Origin of the sequence: Marinobacter lipolyticus SM19 (assembly GCF_000397065.2) — a bacterium.
GTDB classification, from domain to species: Bacteria; Pseudomonadota; Gammaproteobacteria; order Pseudomonadales; family Oleiphilaceae; genus Marinobacter; species Marinobacter lipolyticus.
Window position 1 is genome coordinate 36,135 of record NZ_KE007331.1, and the last position, 24,242, is coordinate 60,376.

Here is a 24,242-nt window from a genome sequence, read left to right on the forward strand (position 1 = left end):
GGGTTACGCTTCGCTAACCCGACCTACGAAAGCCGGCGTCAGATCACCCCAGATCCGACGCCGCTTTCGTTTCCTCTACTCGTAGAGTCTCAACCCACTTATCCAGCATGGCAGTAACATCCGCCACTGTTACAAGCTCCATGGCCCCCTCAAACTCAGCCTTCGCCCCCCAGCGAGCGTTATCCACGCTTTTACCCGTAAATTGCATCAGTGCTTCCGGATAGCGGTTTACGCACCAGTCAAGTGAGTTGTAAGGACCTGAGCGATAAGGATTGCTGGCGGCAAAAATGCCCAGTATATCGGTGCCCACCGCGCTCGCAATATGAGCGGGGCCGGTGTCGGGTGCGACGGCAAGATCGGCCTGGGTGAGCAACGCGGTCAGTTGCTTGAGGGTGTCCTTGCCGCAGATGTTGTGGGCTTTCTCCTTCATTGCGCTTTCAATGGCGGCACAATAATCCGCCTCAAACGGTGCCGGGCTGCCAACCAGAATCACCTTCATACCGTGTTTGCGAACAGCATGATCTGCAAGCTGAGCATAGCGTTCGGCTGGCCAGTTTCTCAGGGTGTGGCTGGCACAGGGGCTGATCACCAGATTCAGGCGGTCGTCGGCTAACTGTTCCCGGGCAAACTGATGATCGTCTTCGGTCAGCGGAATGGTCCACCGGGGGGGAGCTGAATTCAGTCCCAACGGCTCCAGAAAGCTGGCCAGGCAGTCCCGTACGTGTTGTTTTGGAGCAGGAGCAATACGCTTGTTGATAAACAGACTGTGAAGATCTTTGCTGCGCGCCTTGTCGTAGCCGACTTTCACTTTCGCGGGAATCACGGCAGCGGCGAGATTGGCCCGAAAAGCCACCTGCATGTGCAGGAGCGCATCGAAATGCCGCCCCCGCAGCTTTTGACGAAGCTCTGTATAGCCTTTGAGGCCGGACTTCTTGTCAAAGATCACAAACTCCACACCCGGAAGATCGCCTATCAGTTTGGCCTCGATCTTGCCGATCACCCAGGTAATTTTAATGCCGGGACACTGCTCCTGGAGGCTCAGAATAACCGGGATTACGTGGGTCACATCGCCGATGGCTGAGAGGCGCAGAATGCATATTGAATTGATGGGCTGATGAAGGGGCTGACTGTCCAAGTTACGGTCCGTTTCGATTCTTTAACCGGCTGTTGTAGTGCCGGGAGGGTGTCGTTGGTAAACTGTGCGCCATTCTAACGTACTCCCCGGCCAACGTCTTCCAGGCTTTGGCAGGGCTATACTCGGTATCCACGGTTATGGTGTCAATGCTCTGCGCGATCGGCTACGAAGACGTCGATGAGCGCTGGTTTTCTCCAGCATACTGGGGTGATAAGGCGGTGCCGGTGTCCGCCGGTGGTCGTGGTAGCGCTTGGTTTATACGTTCCGCCAGAGGGCAACTTGTTCTGAGGTATTACCGAAGGGGCGGGCTGGTAGCGCGACTGTCAGAGCGTCGATACCTGTTCACGGGATACGAAAGAACACGCTCATTCCTGGAATTTCGGCTGTTGAATGAGTTGACCAATAAAGGGTTGCCAGTGCCGCAGCCGGTCGCGGCACTGGTCGTGCGGCAAAGTAAAGTCTCTTATGAGGCGGCAATTATCATCGAAAGGATTGAAGGGGCGCAGCCTTTGCCGGAGCATTCAGCGATGAACGATGAAGCCCTCTGGCGCCGGGTCGGGCAGACCATCGCTTGGTTTCACCGCGAGGGACTGGATCATGTAGATCTTAATTGTGACAACATCCTGGTGTCAGGTGATCGGGTATTCCTTATCGACTTTGATCGCTGCCGGTTGCGCCGCGAGACATTGGGGTCAGCTAACTGGAAAGAAAGTAACCTGAAGCGCTTGCGGCGGTCCGTGGACAAGCGTTTCGGCCAGCTTGAACCCTGTAGAATAGACTTTCTTTGGCAGGTGCTTTTAGCCGGCTATCAAGGTGTAACAGCTTGTGGGAATACATCAAGTAAATGCGATATGAAGTCTTGATTGAATCAAATGGTACCAAATTGACCCAGAATACTGACGCTAACCCGGGTTGGATGAGACCCAGGGGGGCTTGGGATAAGGTTTTATCCTGGCTGGCCTTTTTTGCTCTGTCTTCATACCTGCTTTTCTATGTTTTGGTGCCTGAGGCGTATGCATTCGGTCCATCATTAGTGCTGTTATTGGCTCTGCTGGTTTTTCGATGGAAAAAGCTGCTTGATGGTGTGGACAGAGAAAGCTTGGCACTGGGGGGCGTGCTTTGGTTGCTTTTTCTGGGACAGGCGGTGACTTTGGCGCTGCATGGCGAGGATGTGTCCGAGTTTGACCTGTCAACTCGTTATGTGGCGGCATCGCTCGTGATGTTGTTTGTGCTGAAGTATTCCATCAGTGCCCGCTGTTTTTTTCTATTCGGGGCGATTGGTGCGCTGATGGCTGGCGCCTATGGTTTATACCAGTTCGAGTTTCAGGGTGTCAGCCGCGTGGCTGCATTTGACAACCCTATTCACTATGGAAATGGTGCAATGGCCTTGGCAATGATAGCGTTGTCGGGCGTTGTTTGGGCGGCACAACAAGCACATCGGCGTTTTTGGCTGGCAATTCTTTGCCTCGGCTTTGTCGGCGGAATGTATGCCTCCCTAGTCTCCGGCACCAGGAGTGGTTGGGTTGCCATTCCGGTTGTCACATTCATTGGATTGTATGTTTTCCGGCAGCTGCTTATTCAACGAAAGGCTCTGCTGGTCCTCATGACGATGTTGATCGTAACGGGGTTTGTTATAGCGTCTCAATTTGATCTGGTTGAACAGAGAGCGACAGTTGCGGTTAATGAATTCATTGATTATTACGAAGATGGCCGGAATGGCACCTCGGTTGGTCTTCGGTTGGATATGTGGAAAGCGGGTGTAGAGGCGTTTAAAAAGAACCCACTGATAGGGGCTGGTCCTAGTGGAACAGATGCGGTTGTCGGTGATCTCATCCGTTCTGGTCAGATACATCCCGCTGTCGAGGATTTTCGCCACCTACATAACCAATATATTGAAATGATGGCAAGATATGGGGTGATAGGGCTCGTGTCCTACCTTTTGCTGCTGGTTGTCACCTTCAGGTTATTTATGAGAAAAACGCATTCGAATATCCCGGAGGTTAAAGCGCTGGCGCTGGGAGGGGCGTTTTTTGTCACACTTCATGCGATTGTAAACTTAACCCAGAGTATGCTTGAGAGGAACATTGGCGTTACCATGTTTGTGTTCATGGTCGTATTCATCTGGGCTGTTTTGAAGCGAGAAGAAACGAGACAAAATAAGTCCATCGATGTTGTCCAGAGTGCGTAGCCTGCATGCCGACAATCAATCCGGATGAATGCTTGGGAGAGACGACTTGACTGTTACCTGTTTTTTGCCCTGCCGAAAGGGCAGTGAAAGGGTGCCGAGGAAAAATATCCGACCGATTGGCGATAAGCCTTACGGATTGCTGCAAATAAAGCTCGAGCAGCTCTTCGCGACCAAGCTCATTGACCGGGTAATACTCTCGACAAATGATGAGGAGATCATTGAGTACGCCAAAAAGCTTGAGGCGTCAAAGCTCGATATCCGTTTGCGAGATGATGCCCTGGCATCCAGCAGCACGAGTACCGATGAGCTGATTCAATATGCCGGTTCACAGATTGAGGCGGGACATATTCTTTGGACACACGTCACATCCCCCTTTCTGACGGCGACTCTTTATGACGCAATGATTGAGAAATACCTCGCGCAGCTCGAGTGTGGATATGATTCTCTGATGTCTGTAAACGAGTTGCGTGGTTTTATTTGGGATGAATCAAGGCCGGTTAATTACGACCGGAGTGTTGAGAAGTGGCCACGAACACAGACGCTCTCTCCCTTGTATGAGATTAATAGTGGTGTTTTTCTGGCTCCGGCGGAGGTGTATCAATTGAGCGGCGACAGAATTGGTGACCGGCCCTATAAATATGTTCTGGATAAAATTCAGGGATTCGATATTGACTGGGAAGAAGACTTCCTGATGGCGGATGCAATGCTCTCTGCTGGGATCTGTGAAACTTGATTCTGCGCTTCAAGATGGCCAACTCTATGAATACTCAGAAAATAACGTTCCTGGACTGCACCTTGCGGGATGGCGGTTATTACAACGACTGGGATTTCGATACCGACTTGATCGCACGATACCTTGAAGCTATGTCTGCAGCTGGCGTCGATGTCGTGGAGATGGGATTGAGGACCTTGAATGTCCATGGTTTCAAAGGAGCCTGTGCATACACCACCGACGAGTTTCTTGGCAGTTTGCGCATCCCTGAATCCCTGTCGGTCGGGGTTATGGTGAACGCTTCTGAGTTGGTTGGCGATCACTCGTTGGAAGATCGATTGGAACGGTTATTTCCCCGTTGTGCTGATGATTCACCAGTCAGCGTGGTGCGTATCGCCTGCCATATTCACGAGTTCGATGAGGCTGTGGCGGGAAGCGGGTGGTTGAAGGATCGGGGCTATCGTGTCGGGTTCAATCTGATGCAGGTTGCCGACAGGGCTCAGGACGAAATTGAAAGAATTGCAGAAAAAGCATCGCAATACCCGATTGATGTCCTCTATTTTGCGGACAGTATGGGAAGCATGGACCCTGAGCAGACAGCCAGAATTACCTCTTGGTTGCGTCGTCATTGGCAAGGTGAGCTGGGTATACATACCCACGATAACCTTAGGATGGCATTACAGAATACTTTAGCGTCCGTTGAGGAGGGTGTTACCTGGGTTGACTCCACCGTGACTGGAATGGGGAGAGGTCCGGGCAATGCCAGAACGGAAGAGCTGGCTATCGAGATCGCGCAATTACGCCAGCAGCAAATTTCACTTGTCCCGCTAATGCGGGTCTTGCGTCGTGACTTCCGGCCCATGCAGGAACGGTATGGTTGGGGGACCAACCCTTTTTACTATCTTGCTGGTAAATACGGGATTCACCCGACCTACATTCAGGAAATGCTTGGTGACTCCCGGTATGATGAAGAGGACATCCTCGCCGCAATAGAACATTTACGTGTCGAGGGCGGGAAAAAGTTCAGTATCCATACCCTTGATGCTGCGAAGCATTTTTATGGTGATGTGCAGAGTGGCAGCTGGAATCCGGGGTCGTTACTTAGTAACACGGAAGTGCTTTTGCTTGGTACCGGCCCCGGCGTAGGACGGCACAAGTGGGCACTGGAAAACTACATCCGCAAGTTCAAACCGGTGGTCATTGCGCTTAATACGCAAGCCGCTATTCCGTCAGAGCTGATCAGTCTCAGGGTTGCCTGTCATCCCGTTCGTCTGTTGGCCGATTGCCATGCTCATACAATGCTTCCCCAGCCGTTGATCACTCCCTGGTCGATGCTGCCTGATGATGTGAAGCGCTCGTTGGACGGCAAGGAGGTATTGGACTTCGGACTTTCGGTTGAACCAGATGTGTTTAGATTCTCGGAGACTTCCTGCACACTGCCAACCTCTCTGGTTGTGGCTTACGCGCTGGCGATTGCCGCGAGTGGGCAGGCTTCCAGGGTTCTGATGGCTGGCTTTGATGGCTACGGCGCAGACGACCCGAGAAATCGCGAGATGAAAGAATTGTTGGACCTTTATCAACAAACTCCGGGAGCCAGAGAGCTTGTATCGGTGACACCCACCAGGTACGAACTCATGTCTCAATCAATTTATGGAATGAGTTAAGAACTCCCTGGGAACATGTTCGAAGATCTCCTATTTGCCAAAAAACGCCTGGACCGATGGTGGCGCTTTAATGCCTTAAAGGACGCTTTTATTACGTCTCAACAGGCCACGATGAACTCGAAAAGGGAAGTGCGTGTACTGGATCGCGCGTTCCGGCGTATAGGCTATGGCCCGGCTCCCGAAAGCGTAAGGCCGTTTTGGTGTGAACTGGTCAGTCATGGGGCAGCCAGGAAGAGTGTTCTCCAAGCTGGTGATGAGAAAAAGATTGAATTGCTTGCTGATAACCTGGACTCCGAGACGTTACCCGCCAAATGCTGGTTTGACCTTTATCGGCTGTGTATCGGGGTTGGTTTTTTTCAGGTCGGTAGAATTCTCAGAGACCGTGGATTGGGTCGAATGGTCTCAGATGCTGGGCAAGGCGGTGCGGTCAGTTCTGAGACTTTGGCGTTGGGCATCTATGCCGAGCTAGAGAAAGGGAACTTCACCTCTGCGGAGTCATTACTGAATAAATTGGGTGGCCTCCGAGGCAATGAGCAAAGGGCTTTGCAAGCCCATTGGTTCCTTCAATTATTGGAGGGCAGCTCGGAGCGGGATACTTATGGTTTTTCTGGTTCCGCGACATCGGTTGATCTTGAGTTTGGAAACTTTATCAAGGGGAAACGAGTCGCCCTGGTGGGACCAGTACCCAGTGACAAGGCGCAGGGGCATGAAATTGATGGCCACGATGTGGTCGTAAAGTTTGGCTACAGAGGCGGGCAAAAGGGCCGCGATCCTGAAACCCAAGGCGAGCGCCTGGATATCAGTTACTACAACAATACCCAGGCCCAACAACTGGCGCAGTCTGATTATGAAGCGGTTTTCTCCTCTATTCGCTGGGCAGTATGTCACAATCGTAAAGGGCGCTCCCTGTTTCCGGCGGATTATCCGGGTGTGAGGCAGCTCACTTCTTTTCAGTGGCTGTTGGCGGATACCCACTTTAATGCGGGGCCAAACGCCATTATAGATTTGCTCCGTTTCCTTCCTGCCGGGATCTGTGTCTTCAATACTGACTTGATGTTGTCCTCTGGCAGGTTTGCAGGCTATACGCCGGCTGGGGCCAAGCCCGTCGACTATACTCGCTCCTTCATCAAAACCCATGACCCTATACTGCAGTACCAGGTCATGCATCAACTCTGGAAGGTGGGATATCTTTCCGGCGACGTTCGCTTCAATGCAGTGATGGGCATGGGGCTTCGACGTTACCTTGATGAACTCCAGAAGGCACATGGAGCTAGGGAACAGGCGCTCATTTAAGGGTTAACGATGTCTCGTTCATTCGATTACCGTCAGTGTCGTATAGTTTCAAACCTGGACGAACTGACAAGTCGCAGGCTTGTGGATGGCGTATTTGAGAGCGCATTACCTCGAGAGAAGGTTTTTCGGGATAATTGGCGAACGCTGAGTGCACGGGTTCGTTTTTGTGATGAATCATTGTTGCTGAAGGTGCCCCGAGCTCGAAATGGTCGTCGATGGGAGCGTTTCCTGACGCGATTCAGAGAGAGTGACGCTTTGCGAACCTTTCGGCACATAGAGCAACTGTCTGGCATGGGGTTTGGGGCACCGGAACCGGTTCTGGCTTGTGAGCAGAGACACAAAGGTGTCGTAGTCGACTCCTTCGTCTGTTATCGGTTTGTTGAAGGTCGTCCTGCTGGTTCGAAAGATGCGGGAAAAGTTCTCTCGGCACTCCGCGCGCTGCATAAACGTGACTATCTACGCAGTGACGCACAATTGGCCAATTTCTTGATTGTAGAGGATTCCGTCACTTTTATTGATTTTCGCCTCAAGAAGCCGCGATTTTTCCCGCAGCTACAGAAAGCGAGGGAGGTCGATCGTTTCCTGAGAAGCTGTCCGGAGGCTAGCGAATTACTCTCTGGTGAAGAGGCATCCTCGATCTGGTTGTGGTTGGCTACCCGCCTTGAGGCGGCCAGTTTTGGTATTCGGAGCCTTAAACGGCGTATTCGAGAATGGAAGAAAGCGGAACGCTGATCGAGTTCGCAACTGGCAAGCACTCCCTGATGATTCAAGGATAACTGACGCATGAAAAAAGCGGTTCTTTTCTGTCCGTCCCGTGTTTGGGGGGGCATTGAAAAAAACGTACACCTCAGGGCCCGATTTCTTGGGGAGTCTGGTGTTCAAGTTTATGTGATCCTGCTGCAGGGGTATTTCGCGGATCGCTTTGTTGGTCTGGAGAATGTCACGGTCATAGAGGTTAAATCCCGAGGTGGTGACTTCAATTTTTTCGTAGTCGCAAACTATGTGAAAAAGCTCAGGGAAATCCGACCCGATGTCGTTTTCGCTGCCCTGAAAAAAGATTGGTGGCTGGTGACTTTGGCCTCAAGCCTTGCTGGCGTAGACCGCATTGTGCTTTACCTCGGGATTTCGCGACGAGTGAAGAGCCCGATCAAGTATTTTGCGATTTTCCGCCTGATGAAAGCAGTTCTGATGGTTAACAGCGACACGCTGAAGAATGAAATGTTGAAGTACCCGCGGTTTTTTGACGACAGCAATGTCTTCAAGGTTTACAACGGCTTTGATCTTCCGCCTCCAGAAGAAAAGCCAATGAATTTCAGAGAGCTGCTGAATCTTCCATCGAACAGTGTGATTGTCGGTTGTGCCGGACGCTTCAGCCCACAAAAGGGATTCGATCTATTGCCGGATATTCTCTCCAGACTTCCGGACAATGTGCACATTGTTCATGCTGGGGAGGGAGAGTTTGAGGCTGAGATTAAAGCTTCCATCAATGAGAGGCCTGAAGCTGCGAGAATTCATTTTCTCGGTTACCAGAAAAACATGCATGCGTTCTTCAAGGGAATTGATCTTTTCTTGCTCTGCTCGAGAAACGAGGGGATGGCAAATGTATTGAACGAAGCAATGAGTCACGGTAAGCCCGTGGTTTCAACCCGGGTGCCGGGAAGCGAGGAATTGCTGGCACATGGTAAGTACGGTGTTCTGGTGGATGTGAATGATGTGGAAGCCTTGGCTCGGGGCGTAAAAGCAATCGTTGACGGAGACAATGTTTATTCTCCGGCGGAGCTACGGGATTGGATTGACAATGAATTCGGACTACACCGAATGATTCGTGATACAAACAGGCTTTTTTTTGAGTCTGAACCATGTTGATTGCTATGCGGATCACAAATAAAACATTGGCTAATTTTTCGTATTAAGGGCACTTCTTGGCTATCAAGTATAAGCTCCGGGCATTCTGGAGAGATGCATTCAACACGCTGCGATTTGGCAATGAAGCCCCACGTTATGCGGAAAGGATCTGGGTAAAGCCCTCCCAATGCCATCGCTATATTGAGGCTGCAGATCTAGCAGCTCACTTTGGTTCGCGAGTTCGGCAAATGTCTGGTCGCGTCGTATCTGAGTGGCCGAGCACTCTGGAACAGTCATTTGATAAGCATCCCAAGTTGACCTATTGCTGGTCTCACTGGCGTGACGGGAAGAATTGGGAGGAGTCTGGTGCAATCGGATTCATGCTGGGACGAATTGCGGTTTCGCCGACAGGTGTGACAGATAAGTGTCGCACTCCCGAAGATGTTGCCAAGCGCTTTCAGGTGCTTGACGCTATCTGGGGCGATGTCAGCAATCGTGGCAGCTTGCCATCGCGCAAAGACCTGGAGCCCACCAACTTTCGTGAGGTGGGGGGAGTGCTGATGCACCTTGGACCAGGCGGTGAGCCGATATTTTCCGGGGCTGGGTGCCACCGTTTCGCGATGGCACTAATGATGGATAGACCTTTTCCTGCCCAGCTCGGTGTTGTTCACGTCTCCGCTTTGGCAAATCTTCGCGACTACAGAGCTGTCGATTAGTCTGCCTTTGTTAGGTGCTTAAATCATGCTGTCAGGATCCAGGTATCGCCATGTGCGGATTGTTTACAGCGAATATCGGAGATAAAGGATGTCTGCCTTGAATCATTACAAGACGTGGGTGTTTGACTGTGACGGGGTTCTGCTGAATTCGAACCGGGTAAAGACAGAGGCATTCTTTGAGGCGGCAAAACCGTATGGCGTGGACAAAGCCCAAGCCTTGGTCAATTATCATGTCCAGAATGGTGGGATCTCCCGTTATGTAAAGTTCGAAAACTTTTTAACCGAGATAGTGGGCCGTGAAACGATAGATACGGATGAGCTTGATGATTTGCTGAGCCGCTACGCCAGATCCGTCAAACAGGGTTTGCGGGATTGCGAAGCTGCGTCCGGGTTGGAACAGCTCCGGCAACTAACCCGGGGGGCCCGATGGCTGGTCGTTTCGGGCGGTGATCAGGCAGAGTTAAGAGAAGTGTTCCGTGACAGAGGGCTCGCAGCGTACTTTGATGGCGGTATATTTGGCAGCCCTGACAATAAGGATGAAATCCTGAATCGGGAATTGGTTTCAGGGACCATCGGGTTACCAGCAGTTTTTGTGGGTGACAGTCGGTACGATATTGAAGCTGCGTCCCGCGCCGGGTTGGATTTTGTCTTCCTGAGCCAATGGAGTGAATCCGATTATGACTTTGCGAATGCATCACTCAGGCTGGAATCTATCAAATCCATTGTGGAGCATTTGAGCTAGGTAGTGAGTTCACGTTCAGTCCCGGCTTGATTCCTGTGGCGTGCCAAAAACGCCTCAACCACCGTTTTCGACCTGAAAGCCTCAAGCCACTCCGATTTGACCTCAATAGGCAGTTTACCAATCGTGGATTCAAGGCCTTGTGCCAGTCCTTCTGGTGTACTCGGTGTCAGGTATTGTTCCAGGTCCCCCTGAAATACAAACCGCACTCCACCACGGCTGTCGGTGGACAGGATGGGGGTGCCGCAGGCAAGCGCTTCGGTCAGCACAATGCCCAGGCCTTCATACTCGGACGCGAGCACAAACAGATCGGCCCGGTGCATCCAGGGATACGGGTTGGTGCGCTTGCCGGCGAACATCACTCGTGCCGCGACGCCGAGTGACCGGGCTTTTTCTTCAAGCTCCTGACGTAGCGGGCCTTCCCCGACGATGACCAGTTGCTGGGGAATCCTGGCTTTTGCAAAAGCCTCCAATAGCAGGGCATGGCCCTTCTGGGGGACCAGCCGTGCGACGTTCACAATGTAGGGCACCGAAGGGATGTCAGGGTCATTATCCCGCGCCATGGTCTGAATCTGCTCAACGGGGCAGGGATTGGTGATCACCCTCAGGCTGTGTGGTTCGATATCCCCCTGCTTGAACGCTTCCTGGGCCGACTCCAGCACACCGGACGAAACACAGGCCAGATGCCGATTGTTGAACACCAGCTTCCATTCCAACTTTTTCTGCCACAGCGGCCGATCATAATGGATAACGTTTTCAAGGACGTAGATGTTGCGATCGTCACGAAAGGACCAGAAATATTTGAAGGTTCCGAGCCCGCGAAACACGATGCGATCAAAGCGGCCGTACTCGCGTTCCAGTCGCTGGATACGGCGCTTCAATAGCCAGCCACTTAGCCATCCGACCCACATGAAGTGTGATCTCGGCAGGATCACGCCGAGAAAAAGGCGGGACAGCAGGAACACCGGGATACCGATGACCGACTTGAGCAGAGCCTGTTGTTGGTCAAAGTGGTGGAGTTTTACTGCCGAATGCGCAGGCTGAAGGTCGTTGGGGCGGCTTCTGCAGGATAGCAGGTGGCTTTCATGGCCTTCATCGGCGAAAGCGTCGGCCAGATTGACAGCAACACGCTCCATGCCGCCCATTTTGAGACTGTGAATAACGACCAGGGTTCTCATGCGATGGGTTTCTTCTCGATTCCGTTGACGGCCCAGAACGTGCGGTTATCTTTCACCGCTTTGCGAATAGCACGGTTTTTTGCCCAGATTTCCGGTTTGGAATATCCGCGGGCATGATCCAGATGCAGGCAGACGGTGCTGTAGCGGATCTGTTTCGATTTGTGGCCATAGTTCCACAGGCGTTCGCCCAACTCCCGGTCCAGTCCGCCGTATTGCATGTCCTCGTTGAATCCGTTTACCGCGATCAGATCTTTGGTCCAGGTCGAGCTGTTCATGCCGTTCCAGCTGGCTGCAGCCGGTGTAACGGAGTTCATCAGCTTCTTGACGAGTGGGGACGGTGACAGTTTCCAGAGTTTGTGGGTCTTGGGCTGGCCATTCGCTATGAGCCACTTGGGGTCAAAGATCAACCCGGAGCGAATATCATCGTCGGAAATTGCTTCAGACACCGGCATGGTTAGCTTGATGTAGCCGCCAGACAGGAAATAGCCTGGCTCAGCCAAGTCGCGATGAGTCTCAATAAAGCACGGCTCAGGAATACAGTCGCCATCGGTGAAAATCAGGTAATCGCAGTTGGTTTCACGAATCGCCTTGTTCAGGATCTGGCATTTACGGAAACCCTCGTCCTCATGCCAGACGTGATCAATAGTGAGAATGCCGCGTTCTTTGAAGCTGTCGATCAGTTTTCGGGTTTCGTCCGTGGAGCCGTCATCGGCCACGATGACCCGAAAGTTCTTCCAGGTCTGGTTTTCATACCCGGTCAGTACCTTGCCAAGCCACAAGGGGGAGTTATAGGTGGTGATAACCACACCAATGGATTGCGGTGTCATACTCAGTCGGGCCCGTGACGGTGTCGTATTAAAATCAGAGGCCTAGTATACACGCGCTTGCGGCTCGTTTCCCGTCAGGGATGCTTACGATTGGTAAGGATCAGCGGCACAGCTTTTTGGGGTTGTAGGGATTGGGTGTTCCCGGCGTCAGGTGGCGGAAGCGCTTGTACTCCCATTGATACTGTTCCGGAATCTCGCGCACACAGTTTTCAATCGACAGATTCAGTGCTGTCGTCGCGACGACGGGATCGGCAGCATCCAGCTCGGGTTCGCACTCGCGAATAATCAGACGGAAGCCCTTGCCGTCTTTCAAACGCTCGGAGAAGGTTATTAGCGGCGTGGCGCCAGACTTCTGAAGGAGTTTCGATACCAGTGTCATGGTACGCACGTTGAGCCCGAAAAATGGGGCATGGGCGACGCCTTTTGCCCTTGGGCTCTGGTCAGGAAGAATTCCGGCAATGCCGCCTTCCCGCAGCAGGGTTATCATGCGTGCGAGCCCGCGCCGGTCTCCGCGCACCAGCTCGGAGCCAATACGCCCACGTACCCGGATCATGTAATCTTCGAATTCACGAATGTGTGGAGGGCTGTATAGTGCGGCCATTCTATGGCGGGATGAAAAATACAGGCCGGTCAGCTCCCAGTTACCCAGGTGAGGGGCTAGCAGAACGATACCCTGGCCTTTGGCGAGCGCGTCGTTGAGCAGCTGTTCACCTTCAAATTCCTGAATCAACCCCAGGCATTCCTCCACCGGCCATTCCCACATCAGCGGAATTTCCATCAGGGTCTGACCGGTATGACGCAAGCTCGATCGTGCCAGATCTCTGCGCTGGTTTTCAGGCATGTCCGGAAAGCAGATGCGTAGGTTGGTTTCCGTCACTTTGCGTGACCTGCCCTTGAATACCCAGCCCAGTGTGCCGAGTAGGCGGCCAATCAGTTGCGCGCTTCGCAAGGATAACTTGCCAGCCAGTTTGAGGGCGAGAATCAGAAACGTTGCTTTGGACGCGGCCATGGATCGGGAATTCATCTCTTATCTTCAGACTGTGCGGAAGCTATCACCATCCGTTCGGTCCGGCAAGGCGTGAAGGCGAATCTATAGTTTCTGGGAATGCTCCCAGCTTTGCTGGCGGTCGCTTAATTCCCATTCTATCCGCAGGTAGAAACGTTGGATGCGTCGGGAGATATAGCGTTGCCGCCAGGCGGGAACCGCTGCGAGCTTGTCTGGTATGGAGGGGGCGCCGAGTCCGTCCACCAGATAAAGCTCCGGCTGGTGCTCCCGCTCTACCACCACCAGGTTGTGGGGCAGCAGGTTGCGGGTGAGAATGCCAGTATTCTGGAGCCAGTCGCAGAAGCGCCTGACGGCCTCCTGCATGGGTTGATCAAACCCTTGCCGTTGAAGGTACTGTTCCAGAGTCTCCGCGGGCTGATGGTGTTCATCCTGCAGCAGCTCGCTGACGTTGGCGGCTCCCAGGGAGGTTTGTACCGATCCGTGAAACCGGGGCAGGTGCCGCCATACCGTTTCTGCCTGGCCTTGCGCGATCAGCTGGCGAATGGCGCTCTGGTGGTGTGCTTTCAGCTCCTGGACGTTATCATCAATCCGGCGCTTGCCAAGAAGCTTTTTCACAAAAGACTGGCGATGGAAGCGAGCTTCGATATTTTCAGGGCGCAGGACTTTCAGACACAATAACGGGTTTTCGGGATGCCGAAAGCACTGGCGATTATAGCCTGAGGCAAAGGGTTGACGGTTGCTCAGGTCAATTGTGTATGGCACGGATTCCTCGCTATCTTATGGAAATCGCAACATGAAGAGCTGTATTGCATACGGCGATTGTAATACCGAAGGGGTGCAAGGTTACCACGAACCGGTGTGGCCGGCGTTGGTCGCAGATCGCCTTGGGCTGCGTCTGGAGAACTGCGGGCACACCATGAGCACGACCCGTGAGATGCTCAGGTATGCCAGTGCTTTTCCTCCGGAGCGGTATCAGGTCGCGTTTATCCAGTATGGCTTAGTGGACTCCTGGCTCACCTTTCGCGGCGCGCCCTACGTTCTTTACTACCCGGATAATCCCGTCCGAAAATTCGCACGCAAGCTCGTCAAAAAAATCAAAAAGCTCGGGCGGCGTTTTCGTCTGCTCGATCGGTTAGGTGCCGTTGAGCAGGTTCCGTTGCCGGAGTACTTGGCGAATGTCGAAAGAATCGTAAGATCGGCTCCGGCTACCCAATTCGTTCTGGTCGCAACGCCGCCTAATCTGGATGAGCCGCGCAACCCGCGAATCGAGGCATACAATCGGGGGTTGCGGCAAATTTCCGAGCGTGAGCCCAATGCGGTATTGGCGGATGCGTACGACGCTATTTGGGAGCGCCGAGAGGAATGCCTGATGAGTGATGGCACACACCTCACGTCTGTGGGGCATAAATTGGTGGCTGATCGGGTTATTCGTGCCCTGACGAAGGAGCATCCGTCAGTTTGCGATAGAACTGTTCGGTCTGATCTGTCATCGCGTTGAGTGTCAGGGTTGTTGCGGCACGAGTGAAACTGTTGGTCTGCAATTCCCGCAGCGGCACGGAGGAATTCAGGTGGGTGGTTAGCAGATTGGCAAGGTCGCCAATACGATCGGAGTCGGCCAGGCAGCTTTCAGGAAGAAAATCACCAACGCCGCTCACCGGTGTGGATAAAACCGGGCAATGAGCCAGCAGGGATTCCACCATAATGTAAGGAAACCCCTCCCGGCTTGAGCTGATGACACAAGCCGATGCCGCTTTGAGCCAGGGATGCATGTGCGTTTCGTATCCTGGAAGCAGAATGCGCTCCTCCATAGCCAGCTCCTTGACCAATGCCAATAGAGTGGGCCGCTCACGTCCATCACCCAGAATAACGAGCTTGCCAGGAGGCGATGCGTCCGCCCAGGCCCTGATCAACCGGTCGAACTGTTTGACCGGCTCTATCCTGCCAGCGGCGAGCAATAATGGCCTGTCCTCCGGAATCGGAATGAGGGTGTCGCCGGCACAGTAGTTCTCGCCGGTCGGGGGCCCGCCGAGCCCGTTGTAGATAAGCTGTTTGTTGCGGTGTTCGATCGAATTGAGAATTTCCCGGCTGACACCAATAACACCGTCCAGTTGTTGAAACGCTTTATGGGACGTTTTTGTGCCATGGACGGTTCCAACGGTCGCTCCGCTTGCATTCCGTGCGGCACTCAGGAGGCTGGCGGCCTTGTTACCCTGCGCATGGGCAATGTCGGGCCTGATCGAGTTCAACAAGCGCCTCAACCGAAACTTCAACCATGGATTACGGCGGCCAAACTGAAACGGCAAGGGGTGGAAGGTCACAGTGTCGGAAAACCGGTTCTGGTAGGAGGGGTGGGCAAGAACGTGTATCTGATGTCCTCTATTAGCCAGGGCCGCTGACAATTCCGCTGTGTGTTTTTCCATGCCACCCCAGCCACTTCCGGGGGTGGCCAGTATCAAGGCTATGGTCAGCGGGTGAGTCATGGTTCAGGACCGCCGCTTGGCGATCAAGCGCTCATAGATCGCCAGAGTCGCTTGCGTCTGTGCCTCCAGCCGGAAACGATGTGGAACCTGGATCGGGGGCGCTGGTGCGCCGAGTAATTTGAGCGCTGCTTCCGCAAACTTGTGGGTATCATCCGGCTCAACCAGTCCTTCCGGAAAGCAGGCTCGCAGGGTTTCCGCCGCACCGCCGCGATCAAAGGCCACCACCGGGGTGCCGGAAGCCAGTGCCTCGGTTACGGTGCGTCCGAAGGGTTCCGGTTTGGTGGACATGTGGCAGACGAGATCCGATAACAGGTACAGCTCCGCCATGTCATTTCGCTGTCCCAGAAAGGTAATATGGTCTGTCAGCCCTAGCTCGTTCCGTTTATGCTCCAGTTCTTCCATGAAACGATCTTTTCCGGGTTCCACACCACCGACGATGATGCCGTGGCAATCGGGACTCTTTCGAACAATCTCCGCCATTGCATCCAGAAACATCAGCTGACCTTTCCAGCGGGAGATTCGTCCCGGCATCATAATGATTCGTTTGTCGCCGAGTTGTGGATATTCGGCCAGTATCCCTGATCGCCACTCAGAATCGAGAGTCCGGTTACGGAAACCGTCAACGTCTACCCCGCGCTGAACCACGGTCAGCTTGTCCTCGGGAACCTGGAAGTTTCGAATGATGTAATCACGCACGCAGTCCGAAACTGCAATGATATGGTCCGCCTTGGCCATTATGGCGCTGTAAGGGTTGACCGAGTACATGCCATGGAAGGTGGACACCATCACTGGCCGGTCGTTGGCAGAGAGGCCACGCCATGCCAGTCTGGTGATCCAGGCAGGCATACGGGATCGGACGTGGACCACATCCGGCCGGATGTCCTCCAGGAGGCGTCGCATAGGCAGTATCTGCCCGAAAGAGGCCGGGGATTTGCGATGAACCGGCATGGTGATATGAGTCGAGCCACCGGTTTCCAGCTGGCGGACCAGAGGGCCTCCGTTAGACACGACGAACGACTCGTGGCCGCGCTTGACCAGTTCGGCGGCAAATTCCACGGTGCCGCGTTCAACGCCACCACTGTGCAGTGCGGGCAAGACCTGAAGAACTCTCATCGCGAACCTCGGCTGAGGAGCAGGCGGATAAGCCACTGGGCGGCCCGGTCCACTTCCCACAACCGGGGCTTGTCTCCCCGGGAGCGGTCCATGACGTGTGTATGATCGCTCCAATTGGCAACCTGACCTCGCTCTATCAGTCGATCGATGCCCAGAGCGACGCGGCTGCCCGCCTTCGGGGGCAGTTGGAAGAGCCCGGTCGGAACGCCGGATGTGGCCGCTTCACACACCATGGACATGCTGTCGGGAGTCACCCAGACGGCGCCTGAGGCGGACAGTTGATGGGAAAGCCAGTCTTCGTGAGTCCGCTTGGGGTCCACAACGCTCACCCGGAGGCTGGCCAGTTCTTCCATGCGTTCCGTGAGTCCTGATGGCGTACGTCGGGAGCCGCTGATGGTCCATCGCCAGGTCGGATAATCCGAAATCAACTGGGTGATCTGGTTGAATACCACGTCGTCATCCCACTCAAAGTGGGGGGAGGGGCCGCCGATCAGGATCAGAGCTTCAGGTTTTTCTGTGGTGCGGGCCAGGGGCGTGATGCTGTTGATAACGCCCTGGGTTGTGAGAATCCGTTTGCCAGGCCTCACTCGATCATGCTCCGGAAGGATTACGGCATCTGCCCAGGCCATGGGGAACGCAGGTTTCATCAGCACTACGGTTTTGGCGCGGGGGATGCGGCGCAATGCCAGCAACAAACGATGCGTTGAGGTGCCGGCACCGATAATGAGAGCGGGGGCAGGTAACGACGGGTCCATTGCCGGAGCAATGCCCAGCAGGGCTCGCCACAAAGGCACTCGCCGCTCGGAGGCATCTATCCAGTGGAGCGCAGCTCCGGCCCGAACACGCAGGCGGTTGCCAATGCCTTTCAGTTGGTTGCGGTGTCCCGGTTTGTTATCGGTCAGCAGCCAGACCACAGGAGCATCTGTTTGCATTCAATGGGGATCCTTGCGATAGAGGTCTGGGTCGTCTTTCGAGGGCCGGGTTTTGAAGCGTCTGTGCATCCAGAGATACTGGTCCGGATGGTGCCGGATTTCCTGCTCGATCGTGTGGTTGACCAGGGTGGCATCCGCCATATCATTACCGGAAGGGAAGTTTTCCAGTGGTGGATGGAAGTAGATGTCATACCCTGGCTGATTTTCACGCCGAAAGTGGCTGAAGGGCACAACCGCACACCCACTGCGCTCTGCAATTCTCGAAGTTGCGGTGATGGATCCGGCCGGCACGCCGAAGAAGGGCGCAAACACGATGCCTTTTCGCCCGTAATCCTGATCGGTGGCATACCAGACGATGCGGTTCTGTTTGAGCTGTTTCAGCAGGCCCCGCAAGTTCTTGCTGTCCAGGGCAACGCCATAGCGCCGCTCCCGGGCGCGAGTCATGATGGCATTCATCAGCGGGTTGTTGTGATCCCGCTGCATAACATCGGCTTTGATAAATTCGGTGACCAGGCTGCCACCCAGGTCGAGGGTGCTGTAATGGCCACCGAGCAGCAGGATGCCATTACCTCTTTCTAACGCAGCATCGACATGTTCCAGGCCATGCACAGTGGTCACCGGCAAATAGACTTTGGGATCGCGAAACCATGCCAGGCCGATTTCCATAATGCCAATACCGTTGGAGTGAAAAGCTTTACGAACCAGCTTTTGTTGCTCTTCAGCGGATAGCTCGGGAAAGCAAAGGCGAATGTTGACCTCAGTGATGTGGCGGCGTCGGGGGATCAGTCGATACGCAAGCTCACCAATCAGTTTGCCGACCCGCCATTGCAGTGTCAGCGGCAGCCTCGACATCAGCCACATCAGGGCTATGCCAATCCAGGTGGGCCACCAACGAGGGTGGCAGTAGCTTGTGTATCGGGTGTCGCGTTTTTTCGAAGGGCGCTTGCTCACGCTTGGGTCATCTCGTCTATGGTCCGGTTACGAAACAGGAGTTTAGCAGGGTGCTTCCTGTGGACTAAAGTAGCAATGCAGGCGATCTGCCTGATGTTTCGGTAGAATGCCTCCGAATTGCCGCCCCGGAGACCTCATGCTGCACTTTTTATACTCACTGTTCTTCCGCCTTGCGCTGCCGTTTGTGCTATTGCGTTTGTGGTGGCTTGGGCGTCGTAATCCTGAAGCCTGGAAGCGTTGGCAGGAGCGGCTCGGATACGTTGCCTCCTCCCCGGAGCCCGTTATATGGGTACACGCGGTGTCGGTGGGAGAAACCATTGCTGCTGCGCCCCTGGTGAAAGCCTTGCTGAGGCGTAATCCGGAAGCTCCTATCCTGATGACAGCGATGACGCCAACCGGATCCGCCAGGGCAAAGGCGATGTTTGGCGATCGGGTGCGCTATGCCTATTCCCCCTACGATACACCGGGTGCGGTCCGTCGCTTTGCCGAGCGGGTTCGCCCGATGGCTCTGGTCATTATGGAAACCGAGCTCTGGCCCAATATGATTGCCAATACCTTCCGGCACGATGTGCCGATTTTCCTGATCAATGCCCGCTTGTCGGAGCGCTCCGCCAGAGGCTACGAACGGGTGCCCTCGCTGGTCAGGCCGCTGTTGCGCAGTATTTGCTGGATTGCTGCCCAGGCGGAGGAGGATGCCGGGCGGTTTCTGAGGATCGGTGCAAAGCCGGAATCTGTCTCGGTGACAGGGAGCATCAAGTTTGACGTGGATATCTCTGCACAACTCAGAACGGAAGCTTCGATGCTGAGGAAGCAGCTTGGAGAACTTCGTCCGGTGTGGATCGCCGCCAGCACCCATGACGGCGAGGATCGACAGATTATTGAGGCCCACAAGACGGTACTCCGGACATTTCCCAGCGCCCTGTTGGTGATTGTGCCGAGGCATCCTGAGCGTTTCGATAATGTCGCTGAGTTGACGGAATCGATGGGGCTGAAACTGTCACGCCGATCAGGGGCGAAAGGACCTGTCCCGGACGATGTGCAGGTGTATCTCGGGGATACCATGGGTGAGTTGTTGATGTTGTACGGAGCTTCAGATATCGCGTTTGTGGGTGGTTCACTCATCGAACGGGGAGGTCACAACCCATTGGAGCCGGCTGCCTGGGGCATGCCGGTACTCTCCGGCCCCCACATTTTCAACTTTGAAACCATCTACAACCGTCTGGATGTGGGGCATGGACTATATTGCACGCCATCCCCTGACGCGCTGGCGGACTGTGTAATGGCCCTGATGGCTGACCCGGATTCCGCCAAGCGGGCGGGGGATAATGCCCTGGCGGTAGTGAATGCGAATCGCGGCGCACTGGAAAAGGTCGTGGATGGCATTGTTGAGAGGGTGTGACGCCCCGTCGGTATGAGTGCACCGAAGGGGCGACTGTACGGGAACCTACTGTGTCGGGTCCTTGATTGTTTCCTCTTCGTTGGCGAGGGCTTCAATGCCCGGGGCCGTCGCACTCAGCCAGTTGTTCAGGTCGATCAGATCCTGAGGGCTCAGAGTGCCCGCGGCCTGCTTCAGGCTGAGGGTGTTGATGACATAGTCGTAGCGGGAGTTGGCGTAATCTCTCAGTGCGACGTAGTACGCCCGCTCCGCATCCAGCACCTCAACAATATTCCGGGTGCCCACCTCATAGCCGGCGCGGGTGGCATCCAGCGCACTGCGACGGGATATGATGGTCTGCTCCAGGGCGGACGCCGTTTCAATATTGGTGTTCACCGTACGGAACAGGCTGCGGGTGTTGACCCGAACGTCCCGACGGGTGGTTTCCAGGCTTTGCTCCGCAACGGTGACCAGTGAACGCTGCTGACGCACCCCGGCCTGGGTGCCCCCGCCCAGGTAGAGCGGTACGTTCAGAGTCACACCGATAACCGCTTCGGTTGTGGTGCCATCCGACCGCTGTTGCACTGGAGCCGTGCCATTCTCGAGACCGTCAATCTCACTCTTGCCGTATGATGCGTTTAGATCCAGAGTCGGGTAATGGCCAGCCTTGGAAGCTTTCAGGTTCGCTTCACTGGTGTTCAGTTGGTACATCGCTGATTGAATTGACCAGTTTTGCTCCAGAGCGGTCATTTCCCACTGGGTTGGATCCATTGGCTCGGGTCGACTCAGAGGGAAATTCACCCGGAGATTGTTCAGCTCTTCGGTGTACTCACCAGTCAGACGCGCCAGTTGCTCGCGGGCGATATCCAGATCGCTTTCCGCAGCGATCCGCTGGCTTTTGCTGTCATCGTAGCTGGCGCGGGCCTCATACACTTCTGTAATGGCAATCAGGCCGACATCGAAACGCTCCTGAGCCTGCTCATACTGGCGCTGAATCGCTGCTTCGGTGGCCCGTGCAGTGGTCAGAGTGTCAGCCGCCCGCAACACATTGAAATAGGCACTGGCGACATCCAGGATCAGCTGTTGCTGTGCCAGATTGTAATCTGCTCGGGCGGCCTCGCTCCGGAACTTGCTGGCATCGTATCCATACCACGTAGCGGCACGGAACAGCGGCTGGGTCAGCCGCACACCGTAAGCCAGAGTGGTGTAGTCAGCATCCTGATTGGGCGTTTCCGTATCAGTGTAGTTAGCCTCACCGAAGGCATTGATCTGCGGCAGCAGGTTCGCGCGGCTTACATCGGTGCCGGCTTCCTGGGCCTCAAAACTGGCGCGGGCGGCAGCAATTCCGGAGTCGTAGGAAAGTGCTTTTTCGTAGGTTTCGATCAGATCCATGGCAAAGGCGGGGTGTGCCGCAAGCAAGCCAATCATTCCTGAAAGCAATCGTTTCTTCATTGTGTCTCCTGATACGTAAGCACGTCTGCTCCACTCCGGAGCGCTTATGTTGCATTCTGATGGATACTTTCGGGCAACAGCGAATAAGTCTGGCTGGTCATTATGGACAATAATTGCCCGCATCTCTACACTTGCAAACGGCACTCATTTAGAGTGTCATGCAATACGAATTCGCGTCTTGACGGGGTGCTGACCTGGACGAATCCAGGCTGGCTGAGATTGCAACGCAGAACCCGCGACCTGATCCGGATAATACCGGCGTAGGGATTAAGACAACATTGCTGTAAGTCACGAAACCCCGATAGAGCGCAGCTCTCAAAGGGCCCCAAAAAAAGGGGAAATACCGTGCCTGAGGCTCCGTCATACGCGACCTGATATTCCCCAACCTGTTCCGGGAGCGCATGATGACAGACTTACCTTCCTACCTGAGTGATTCAGCCAAAGTTGATTCGGCCGCAATCAAACCGTTACCAAGCTCACGAAAAATCTACGTGCAGGGTAGTCGACCGGACCTGCGGGTGCCTATGCGGGAAATTACGGTGCAGGATACGCCGACTGAAATGGGGGGAGAAAAGAATCCCCCGGTCATGGTGTACGACACCTCCGGCCCGTATACCGATCCCGAAGCCACCATTGATCTGCGCAAAGGTCTGCAACCGATCCGTGCCGCCTGGATAGAAGAGCGTGGGGATGTCGAACAATTGGACGGCTACACGTCCGAGTTCACTCGTCGGCGTATGAAAGATCCCCAGCTTGACCCCCTTCGTTTCATGGACGAACGTAAGCCGCTGAAAGCAAAGCCTGGTAAAAATGTCAGCCAGATGCACTACGCCCGTAAGGGCATCGTTACTCCCGAGATGGAATTCATCGCCATCCGCGAAAACATGAAGCTTCACGAAGCGCGAGAGCAGGGGCTGCTGAAGGATCAACATCCAGGGCAGTCGTTTGGCGCCTCCTTGCCACAGGAAATTACGCCGGAATTCGTCAGGGACGAAGTGGCCCGCGGCCGCGCCATTATCCCCGCCAACATCAATCACCCGGAAACCGAGCCGATGATCATCGGCCGCAACTTCCTGGTGAAAATCAACGGCAACATCGGTAACTCCGCAGTCAGCTCCTCGATCGAGGAAGAAGTGGAAAAGCTGACCTGGGGCACCCGCTGGGGCTCCGACACCATCATGGATCTGTCCACCGGCAAGAACATTCACGAAACCCGTGAGTGGATCATTCGCAACTCCCCGGTGCCTATCGGTACGGTGCCTATCTACCAGGCGCTGGAGAAAGTTGGCGGTGCTGCTGAAGACCTGACCTGGGAAATCTTCCGGGATACGCTGATTGAACAGGCCGAACAGGGCGTGGATTACTTCACTATCCATGCCGGTGTACGCCTGCACCACGTGCCCATGACCGCTAAACGTACGACGGGTATTGTGTCGCGTGGTGGCTCCATTATGGCGAAATGGTGTCTGGCTCATCACAAGGAAAGCTTCCTGTACGAGCATTTCGAAGACATCTGCGAAATCATGAAAGCCTACGACGTCTCATTCAGCCTCGGCGACGGCCTGCGCCCCGGCTCGATTGCCGACGCCAACGATGAGGCTCAGTTCGGTGAGCTTGAAACCCTGGGTGAACTGACCAAAATCGCCTGGAAGCACGATGTTCAGTGCATGATCGAAGGCCCCGGCCATGTGCCCATGCAACTGATAAAAGAGAACATGGACAAGCAGCTGGAATGCTGTGACGAAGCGCCATTCTACACCCTAGGCCCGCTGATCACCGACATCGCACCAGGCTATGACCACATCACCTCCGGCATTGGTGCCGCAATGATCGGCTGGTATGGCTGCGCTATGCTCTGCTACGTCACCCCGAAGGAGCACCTGGGCCTGCCCAACAAGGACGACGTGAAAACCGGCATCATCACCTACAAGATCGCCGCTCACGCCGCAGACCTGGCCAAAGGCCATCCCGGTGCCCAGATTCGTGACAATGCCCTGTCCAAGGCCCGTTTTGAGTTCCGCTGGGAAGACCAGTTCAACCTCGGCCTCGACCCGGACACCGCCCGTGCCTACCATGACGAAACCCTGCCCAAGGAGTCCGCCAAGGTGGCTCACTTCTGCTCCATGTGCGGGCCGAAGTTCTGTTCAATGAAAATCTCCCAGGAAGTTCGTGAGTATGCGGCGGAGAAAGGCATTGACGAAGTTTCTGCGGTCGACGCCGGTATGCAGGAGAAGTCCCGGGAGTTTGTTGAGTCCGGGAGTAAGCTCTATGACAAGATCTGAGCTCGGAGTTTGTGATCCGCTAGCCTGATAGTTTGGTGTTAGGCTTTCTCAGGACTGTGGGCTTGGTGTTGGAGCCCGGTGGGTGGCCCTGTTCAGGACACGCTCAAGCCCATCCATGGGGCGCTTGGGCTCCGCCATCCCTGGCTCCGCACAGTCCTGAACAGGGCCACCCACCGAGCTCTGTTCAGCAGCGCGGGCATTCGCTATAGGTCGTTCCGAGCGAGTTGTTTCAGCCGAACGTGTGCGGTCTTTTTGTAAGCTTACTGCACAGAGTCAGGTGGGTCGTGTCGGGAAGTGCCTCCCAAAACTGTGCGGAGCCATGGATGGCGGAGCCCAAGCGTCACATGGATGTGC

The 24,242-nt window shown here is 54.7% G+C and carries 22 protein-coding genes and 1 riboswitch; of the genes, 12 read left to right on the forward strand and 10 right to left on the reverse strand.

Annotated elements, in window-relative coordinates:
- Nucleotides 1-43 precede the first annotated feature (43 nt).
- Nucleotides 44-1,108 carry a glycosyltransferase family 9 protein gene (locus MARLIPOL_RS18090; RefSeq protein WP_036192488.1) on the reverse strand — a complete coding sequence of 355 codons (1,065 nt, stop codon included), beginning with the start codon at nucleotides 1,106-1,108 and terminating at the stop codon, nucleotides 44-46.
- A 173-nt stretch (nucleotides 1,109-1,281) separates the two neighbouring features.
- Here MARLIPOL_RS18090 and MARLIPOL_RS18095 point away from each other — a divergent pair, with 173 nt between their 5' ends.
- The 9 genes from MARLIPOL_RS18095 (at nucleotide 1,282) to MARLIPOL_RS18135 (ending at nucleotide 10,295) form a co-directional block, all read left to right on the forward strand.
- The gene (locus tag MARLIPOL_RS18095; RefSeq protein WP_228677642.1) at nucleotides 1,282-1,998 is read left to right on the forward strand and encodes a 3-deoxy-D-manno-octulosonic acid kinase; all 717 of its coding nucleotides are present in this window, start codon (nucleotides 1,282-1,284) and stop codon (nucleotides 1,996-1,998) included.
- Nucleotides 1,980-3,323 carry an O-antigen ligase family protein gene (locus MARLIPOL_RS18100; RefSeq protein ID WP_012139814.1) on the forward strand — a complete coding sequence of 448 codons (1,344 nt, stop codon included), beginning with the start codon at nucleotides 1,980-1,982 and terminating at the stop codon, nucleotides 3,321-3,323. Before MARLIPOL_RS18095 ends, MARLIPOL_RS18100 begins: the two co-directional genes overlap by 19 nt.
- 46 nt (nucleotides 3,324-3,369) lie before the next feature.
- Complete coding sequence (locus tag MARLIPOL_RS18105; protein WP_186008507.1) at nucleotides 3,370-4,056, forward strand: acylneuraminate cytidylyltransferase family protein; 687 nt, start codon at nucleotides 3,370-3,372, stop codon at nucleotides 4,054-4,056.
- The gene (locus MARLIPOL_RS18110; RefSeq protein ID WP_012139816.1) at nucleotides 4,053-5,699 is read left to right on the forward strand and encodes an aldolase catalytic domain-containing protein; all 1,647 of its coding nucleotides are present in this window, start codon (nucleotides 4,053-4,055) and stop codon (nucleotides 5,697-5,699) included. Before MARLIPOL_RS18105 ends, MARLIPOL_RS18110 begins: the two co-directional genes overlap by 4 nt.
- Nucleotides 5,700-5,714: 15 nt before the next feature.
- Complete coding sequence (locus MARLIPOL_RS18115) at nucleotides 5,715-6,992, forward strand: hypothetical protein (protein WP_012139817.1); 1,278 nt, start codon at nucleotides 5,715-5,717, stop codon at nucleotides 6,990-6,992.
- A 9-nt stretch (nucleotides 6,993-7,001) separates the two neighbouring features.
- Nucleotides 7,002-7,724 carry a BUD32 family EKC/KEOPS complex subunit gene (locus MARLIPOL_RS18120; protein WP_036192478.1) on the forward strand — a complete coding sequence of 241 codons (723 nt, stop codon included), beginning with the start codon at nucleotides 7,002-7,004 and terminating at the stop codon, nucleotides 7,722-7,724.
- 51 nt (nucleotides 7,725-7,775) lie between these two features.
- Nucleotides 7,776-8,858 carry a glycosyltransferase gene (locus tag MARLIPOL_RS18125; protein WP_012139819.1) on the forward strand — a complete coding sequence of 361 codons (1,083 nt, stop codon included), beginning with the start codon at nucleotides 7,776-7,778 and terminating at the stop codon, nucleotides 8,856-8,858.
- Nucleotides 8,859-9,217: 359 nt separating this feature from the next.
- Nucleotides 9,218-9,553, forward strand: a complete 336-nt coding sequence (locus MARLIPOL_RS19060; protein WP_012139820.1) for a hypothetical protein — start codon at nucleotides 9,218-9,220, stop codon at nucleotides 9,551-9,553.
- 88 nt (nucleotides 9,554-9,641) lie between these two features.
- Nucleotides 9,642-10,295, forward strand: coding sequence for an HAD family hydrolase (locus tag MARLIPOL_RS18135; protein WP_012139821.1), 654 nt, complete (start codon nucleotides 9,642-9,644; stop codon nucleotides 10,293-10,295).
- On the opposite strand, the gene MARLIPOL_RS18140 is transcribed toward MARLIPOL_RS18135, so the two are convergent.
- From MARLIPOL_RS18140 to MARLIPOL_RS18155, 4 genes are all read right to left on the reverse strand, one after another.
- Complete coding sequence (locus MARLIPOL_RS18140; RefSeq protein ID WP_012139823.1) at nucleotides 10,292-11,470, reverse strand: glycosyltransferase; 1,179 nt, start codon at nucleotides 11,468-11,470, stop codon at nucleotides 10,292-10,294. The genes MARLIPOL_RS18135 and MARLIPOL_RS18140 overlap by 4 nt on opposite strands.
- Nucleotides 11,467-12,297, reverse strand: a complete 831-nt coding sequence (locus tag MARLIPOL_RS18145) for a glycosyltransferase family 2 protein (protein WP_012139825.1) — start codon at nucleotides 12,295-12,297, stop codon at nucleotides 11,467-11,469. The genes MARLIPOL_RS18140 and MARLIPOL_RS18145 overlap by 4 nt, the downstream gene beginning before the upstream one ends.
- Before the next feature lie 100 nt (nucleotides 12,298-12,397).
- The gene (locus MARLIPOL_RS18150; RefSeq protein WP_012139826.1) at nucleotides 12,398-13,321 is read right to left on the reverse strand and encodes a lysophospholipid acyltransferase family protein; all 924 of its coding nucleotides are present in this window, start codon (nucleotides 13,319-13,321) and stop codon (nucleotides 12,398-12,400) included.
- Nucleotides 13,322-13,387: 66 nt separating this feature from the next.
- Nucleotides 13,388-14,065, reverse strand: coding sequence for a YrbL family protein (locus MARLIPOL_RS18155; protein WP_012139827.1), 678 nt, complete (start codon nucleotides 14,063-14,065; stop codon nucleotides 13,388-13,390).
- A gap of 31 nt (nucleotides 14,066-14,096) precedes the next feature.
- Here MARLIPOL_RS18155 and MARLIPOL_RS18160 point away from each other — a divergent pair, with 31 nt between their 5' ends.
- Entirely contained in the window at nucleotides 14,097-14,801 is a 705-nt protein-coding gene (locus MARLIPOL_RS18160) for an SGNH/GDSL hydrolase family protein (RefSeq protein WP_036192482.1), read from the forward strand.
- Here the strand turns inward: MARLIPOL_RS18160 and MARLIPOL_RS18165 are convergent.
- Genes MARLIPOL_RS18165 through lpxL form a run of 4 tightly spaced genes read right to left on the reverse strand, consistent with a single transcriptional unit; the run spans nucleotide 14,728 to nucleotide 18,779 of the window.
- Nucleotides 14,728-15,783 carry a glycosyltransferase gene (locus MARLIPOL_RS18165; RefSeq protein WP_012139829.1) on the reverse strand — a complete coding sequence of 352 codons (1,056 nt, stop codon included), beginning with the start codon at nucleotides 15,781-15,783 and terminating at the stop codon, nucleotides 14,728-14,730. The two genes, MARLIPOL_RS18160 and MARLIPOL_RS18165, sit on opposite strands and share 74 nt — an antisense overlap.
- Before the next feature lie 3 nt (nucleotides 15,784-15,786).
- Nucleotides 15,787-16,896, reverse strand: a complete 1,110-nt coding sequence (locus MARLIPOL_RS18170) for a glycosyltransferase family 4 protein (RefSeq protein ID WP_012139830.1) — start codon at nucleotides 16,894-16,896, stop codon at nucleotides 15,787-15,789.
- Entirely contained in the window at nucleotides 16,893-17,828 is a 936-nt protein-coding gene (locus MARLIPOL_RS18175; RefSeq protein WP_012139831.1) for a mitochondrial fission ELM1 family protein, read from the reverse strand. The genes MARLIPOL_RS18170 and MARLIPOL_RS18175 overlap by 4 nt, the downstream gene beginning before the upstream one ends.
- The gene (gene lpxL, locus MARLIPOL_RS18180; protein WP_082446227.1) at nucleotides 17,829-18,779 is read right to left on the reverse strand and encodes an LpxL/LpxP family Kdo(2)-lipid IV(A) lauroyl/palmitoleoyl acyltransferase; all 951 of its coding nucleotides are present in this window, start codon (nucleotides 18,777-18,779) and stop codon (nucleotides 17,829-17,831) included.
- A gap of 136 nt (nucleotides 18,780-18,915) precedes the next feature.
- On the opposite strand from lpxL, the gene waaA reads away from it, so the two are divergent.
- Entirely contained in the window at nucleotides 18,916-20,178 is a 1,263-nt protein-coding gene (waaA, locus tag MARLIPOL_RS18185) for a lipid IV(A) 3-deoxy-D-manno-octulosonic acid transferase (RefSeq protein WP_012139833.1), read from the forward strand.
- A 45-nt stretch (nucleotides 20,179-20,223) separates the two neighbouring features.
- Here the strand turns inward: waaA and MARLIPOL_RS18190 are convergent, their stop codons facing one another.
- Nucleotides 20,224-21,606 (reverse strand): TolC family outer membrane protein, encoded by a 1,383-nt coding sequence (locus MARLIPOL_RS18190; RefSeq protein WP_012139834.1) that lies wholly within the window; start codon nucleotides 21,604-21,606, stop codon nucleotides 20,224-20,226.
- Between the two features lie 172 nt (nucleotides 21,607-21,778).
- A riboswitch (TPP riboswitch) is annotated at nucleotides 21,779-21,890 on the forward strand.
- A gap of 120 nt (nucleotides 21,891-22,010) precedes the next feature.
- Between MARLIPOL_RS18190 and thiC the strand changes: the two genes are divergently transcribed.
- Nucleotides 22,011-23,888 (forward strand): phosphomethylpyrimidine synthase ThiC, encoded by a 1,878-nt coding sequence (gene thiC / locus MARLIPOL_RS18195; protein WP_012139836.1) that lies wholly within the window; start codon nucleotides 22,011-22,013, stop codon nucleotides 23,886-23,888.
- The last annotated feature ends 354 nt before the right edge of the window (nucleotides 23,889-24,242 follow it).

What these genes read in the sequence shown, in the direction of transcription:
- MARLIPOL_RS18140 (WP_012139823.1), bottom strand. Translation starts at nt 11,470, where the DNA reads ATGAGAACCCTGGTCGTTATTCACAGTCTCAAAATGGGCGGCATGGAG.
- MARLIPOL_RS18135 (WP_012139821.1), top strand. Translation starts at nt 9,642, where the DNA reads ATGTCTGCCTTGAATCATTACAAGACGTGGGTGTTTGACTGTGACGGG.
- waaA (WP_012139833.1), top strand. Translation starts at nt 18,916, where the DNA reads ATGCTGCACTTTTTATACTCACTGTTCTTCCGCCTTGCGCTGCCGTTT.
- MARLIPOL_RS18125 (WP_012139819.1), top strand. Translation starts at nt 7,776, where the DNA reads ATGAAAAAAGCGGTTCTTTTCTGTCCGTCCCGTGTTTGGGGGGGCATT.
- MARLIPOL_RS19060 (WP_012139820.1), top strand. Translation starts at nt 9,218, where the DNA reads ATGCTGGGACGAATTGCGGTTTCGCCGACAGGTGTGACAGATAAGTGT.
- MARLIPOL_RS18170 (WP_012139830.1), bottom strand. Translation starts at nt 16,896, where the DNA reads ATGAGAGTTCTTCAGGTCTTGCCCGCACTGCACAGTGGTGGCGTTGAA.
- MARLIPOL_RS18160 (WP_036192482.1), top strand. Translation starts at nt 14,097, where the DNA reads ATGAAGAGCTGTATTGCATACGGCGATTGTAATACCGAAGGGGTGCAA.
- MARLIPOL_RS18150 (WP_012139826.1), bottom strand. Translation starts at nt 13,321, where the DNA reads ATGAATTCCCGATCCATGGCCGCGTCCAAAGCAACGTTTCTGATTCTC.
- MARLIPOL_RS18115 (WP_012139817.1), top strand. Translation starts at nt 5,715, where the DNA reads ATGTTCGAAGATCTCCTATTTGCCAAAAAACGCCTGGACCGATGGTGG.
- MARLIPOL_RS18145 (WP_012139825.1), bottom strand. Translation starts at nt 12,297, where the DNA reads ATGACACCGCAATCCATTGGTGTGGTTATCACCACCTATAACTCCCCC.
- MARLIPOL_RS18190 (WP_012139834.1), bottom strand. Translation starts at nt 21,606, where the DNA reads ATGAAGAAACGATTGCTTTCAGGAATGATTGGCTTGCTTGCGGCACAC.
- MARLIPOL_RS18120 (WP_036192478.1), top strand. Translation starts at nt 7,002, where the DNA reads ATGTCTCGTTCATTCGATTACCGTCAGTGTCGTATAGTTTCAAACCTG.
- MARLIPOL_RS18165 (WP_012139829.1), bottom strand. Translation starts at nt 15,783, where the DNA reads ATGACTCACCCGCTGACCATAGCCTTGATACTGGCCACCCCCGGAAGT.
- MARLIPOL_RS18175 (WP_012139831.1), bottom strand. Translation starts at nt 17,828, where the DNA reads ATGCAAACAGATGCTCCTGTGGTCTGGCTGCTGACCGATAACAAACCG.
- MARLIPOL_RS18095 (WP_228677642.1), top strand. Translation starts at nt 1,282, where the DNA reads ATGCTCTGCGCGATCGGCTACGAAGACGTCGATGAGCGCTGGTTTTCT.
- MARLIPOL_RS18100 (WP_012139814.1), top strand. Translation starts at nt 1,980, where the DNA reads ATGCGATATGAAGTCTTGATTGAATCAAATGGTACCAAATTGACCCAG.
- thiC (WP_012139836.1), top strand. Translation starts at nt 22,011, where the DNA reads ATGACAGACTTACCTTCCTACCTGAGTGATTCAGCCAAAGTTGATTCG.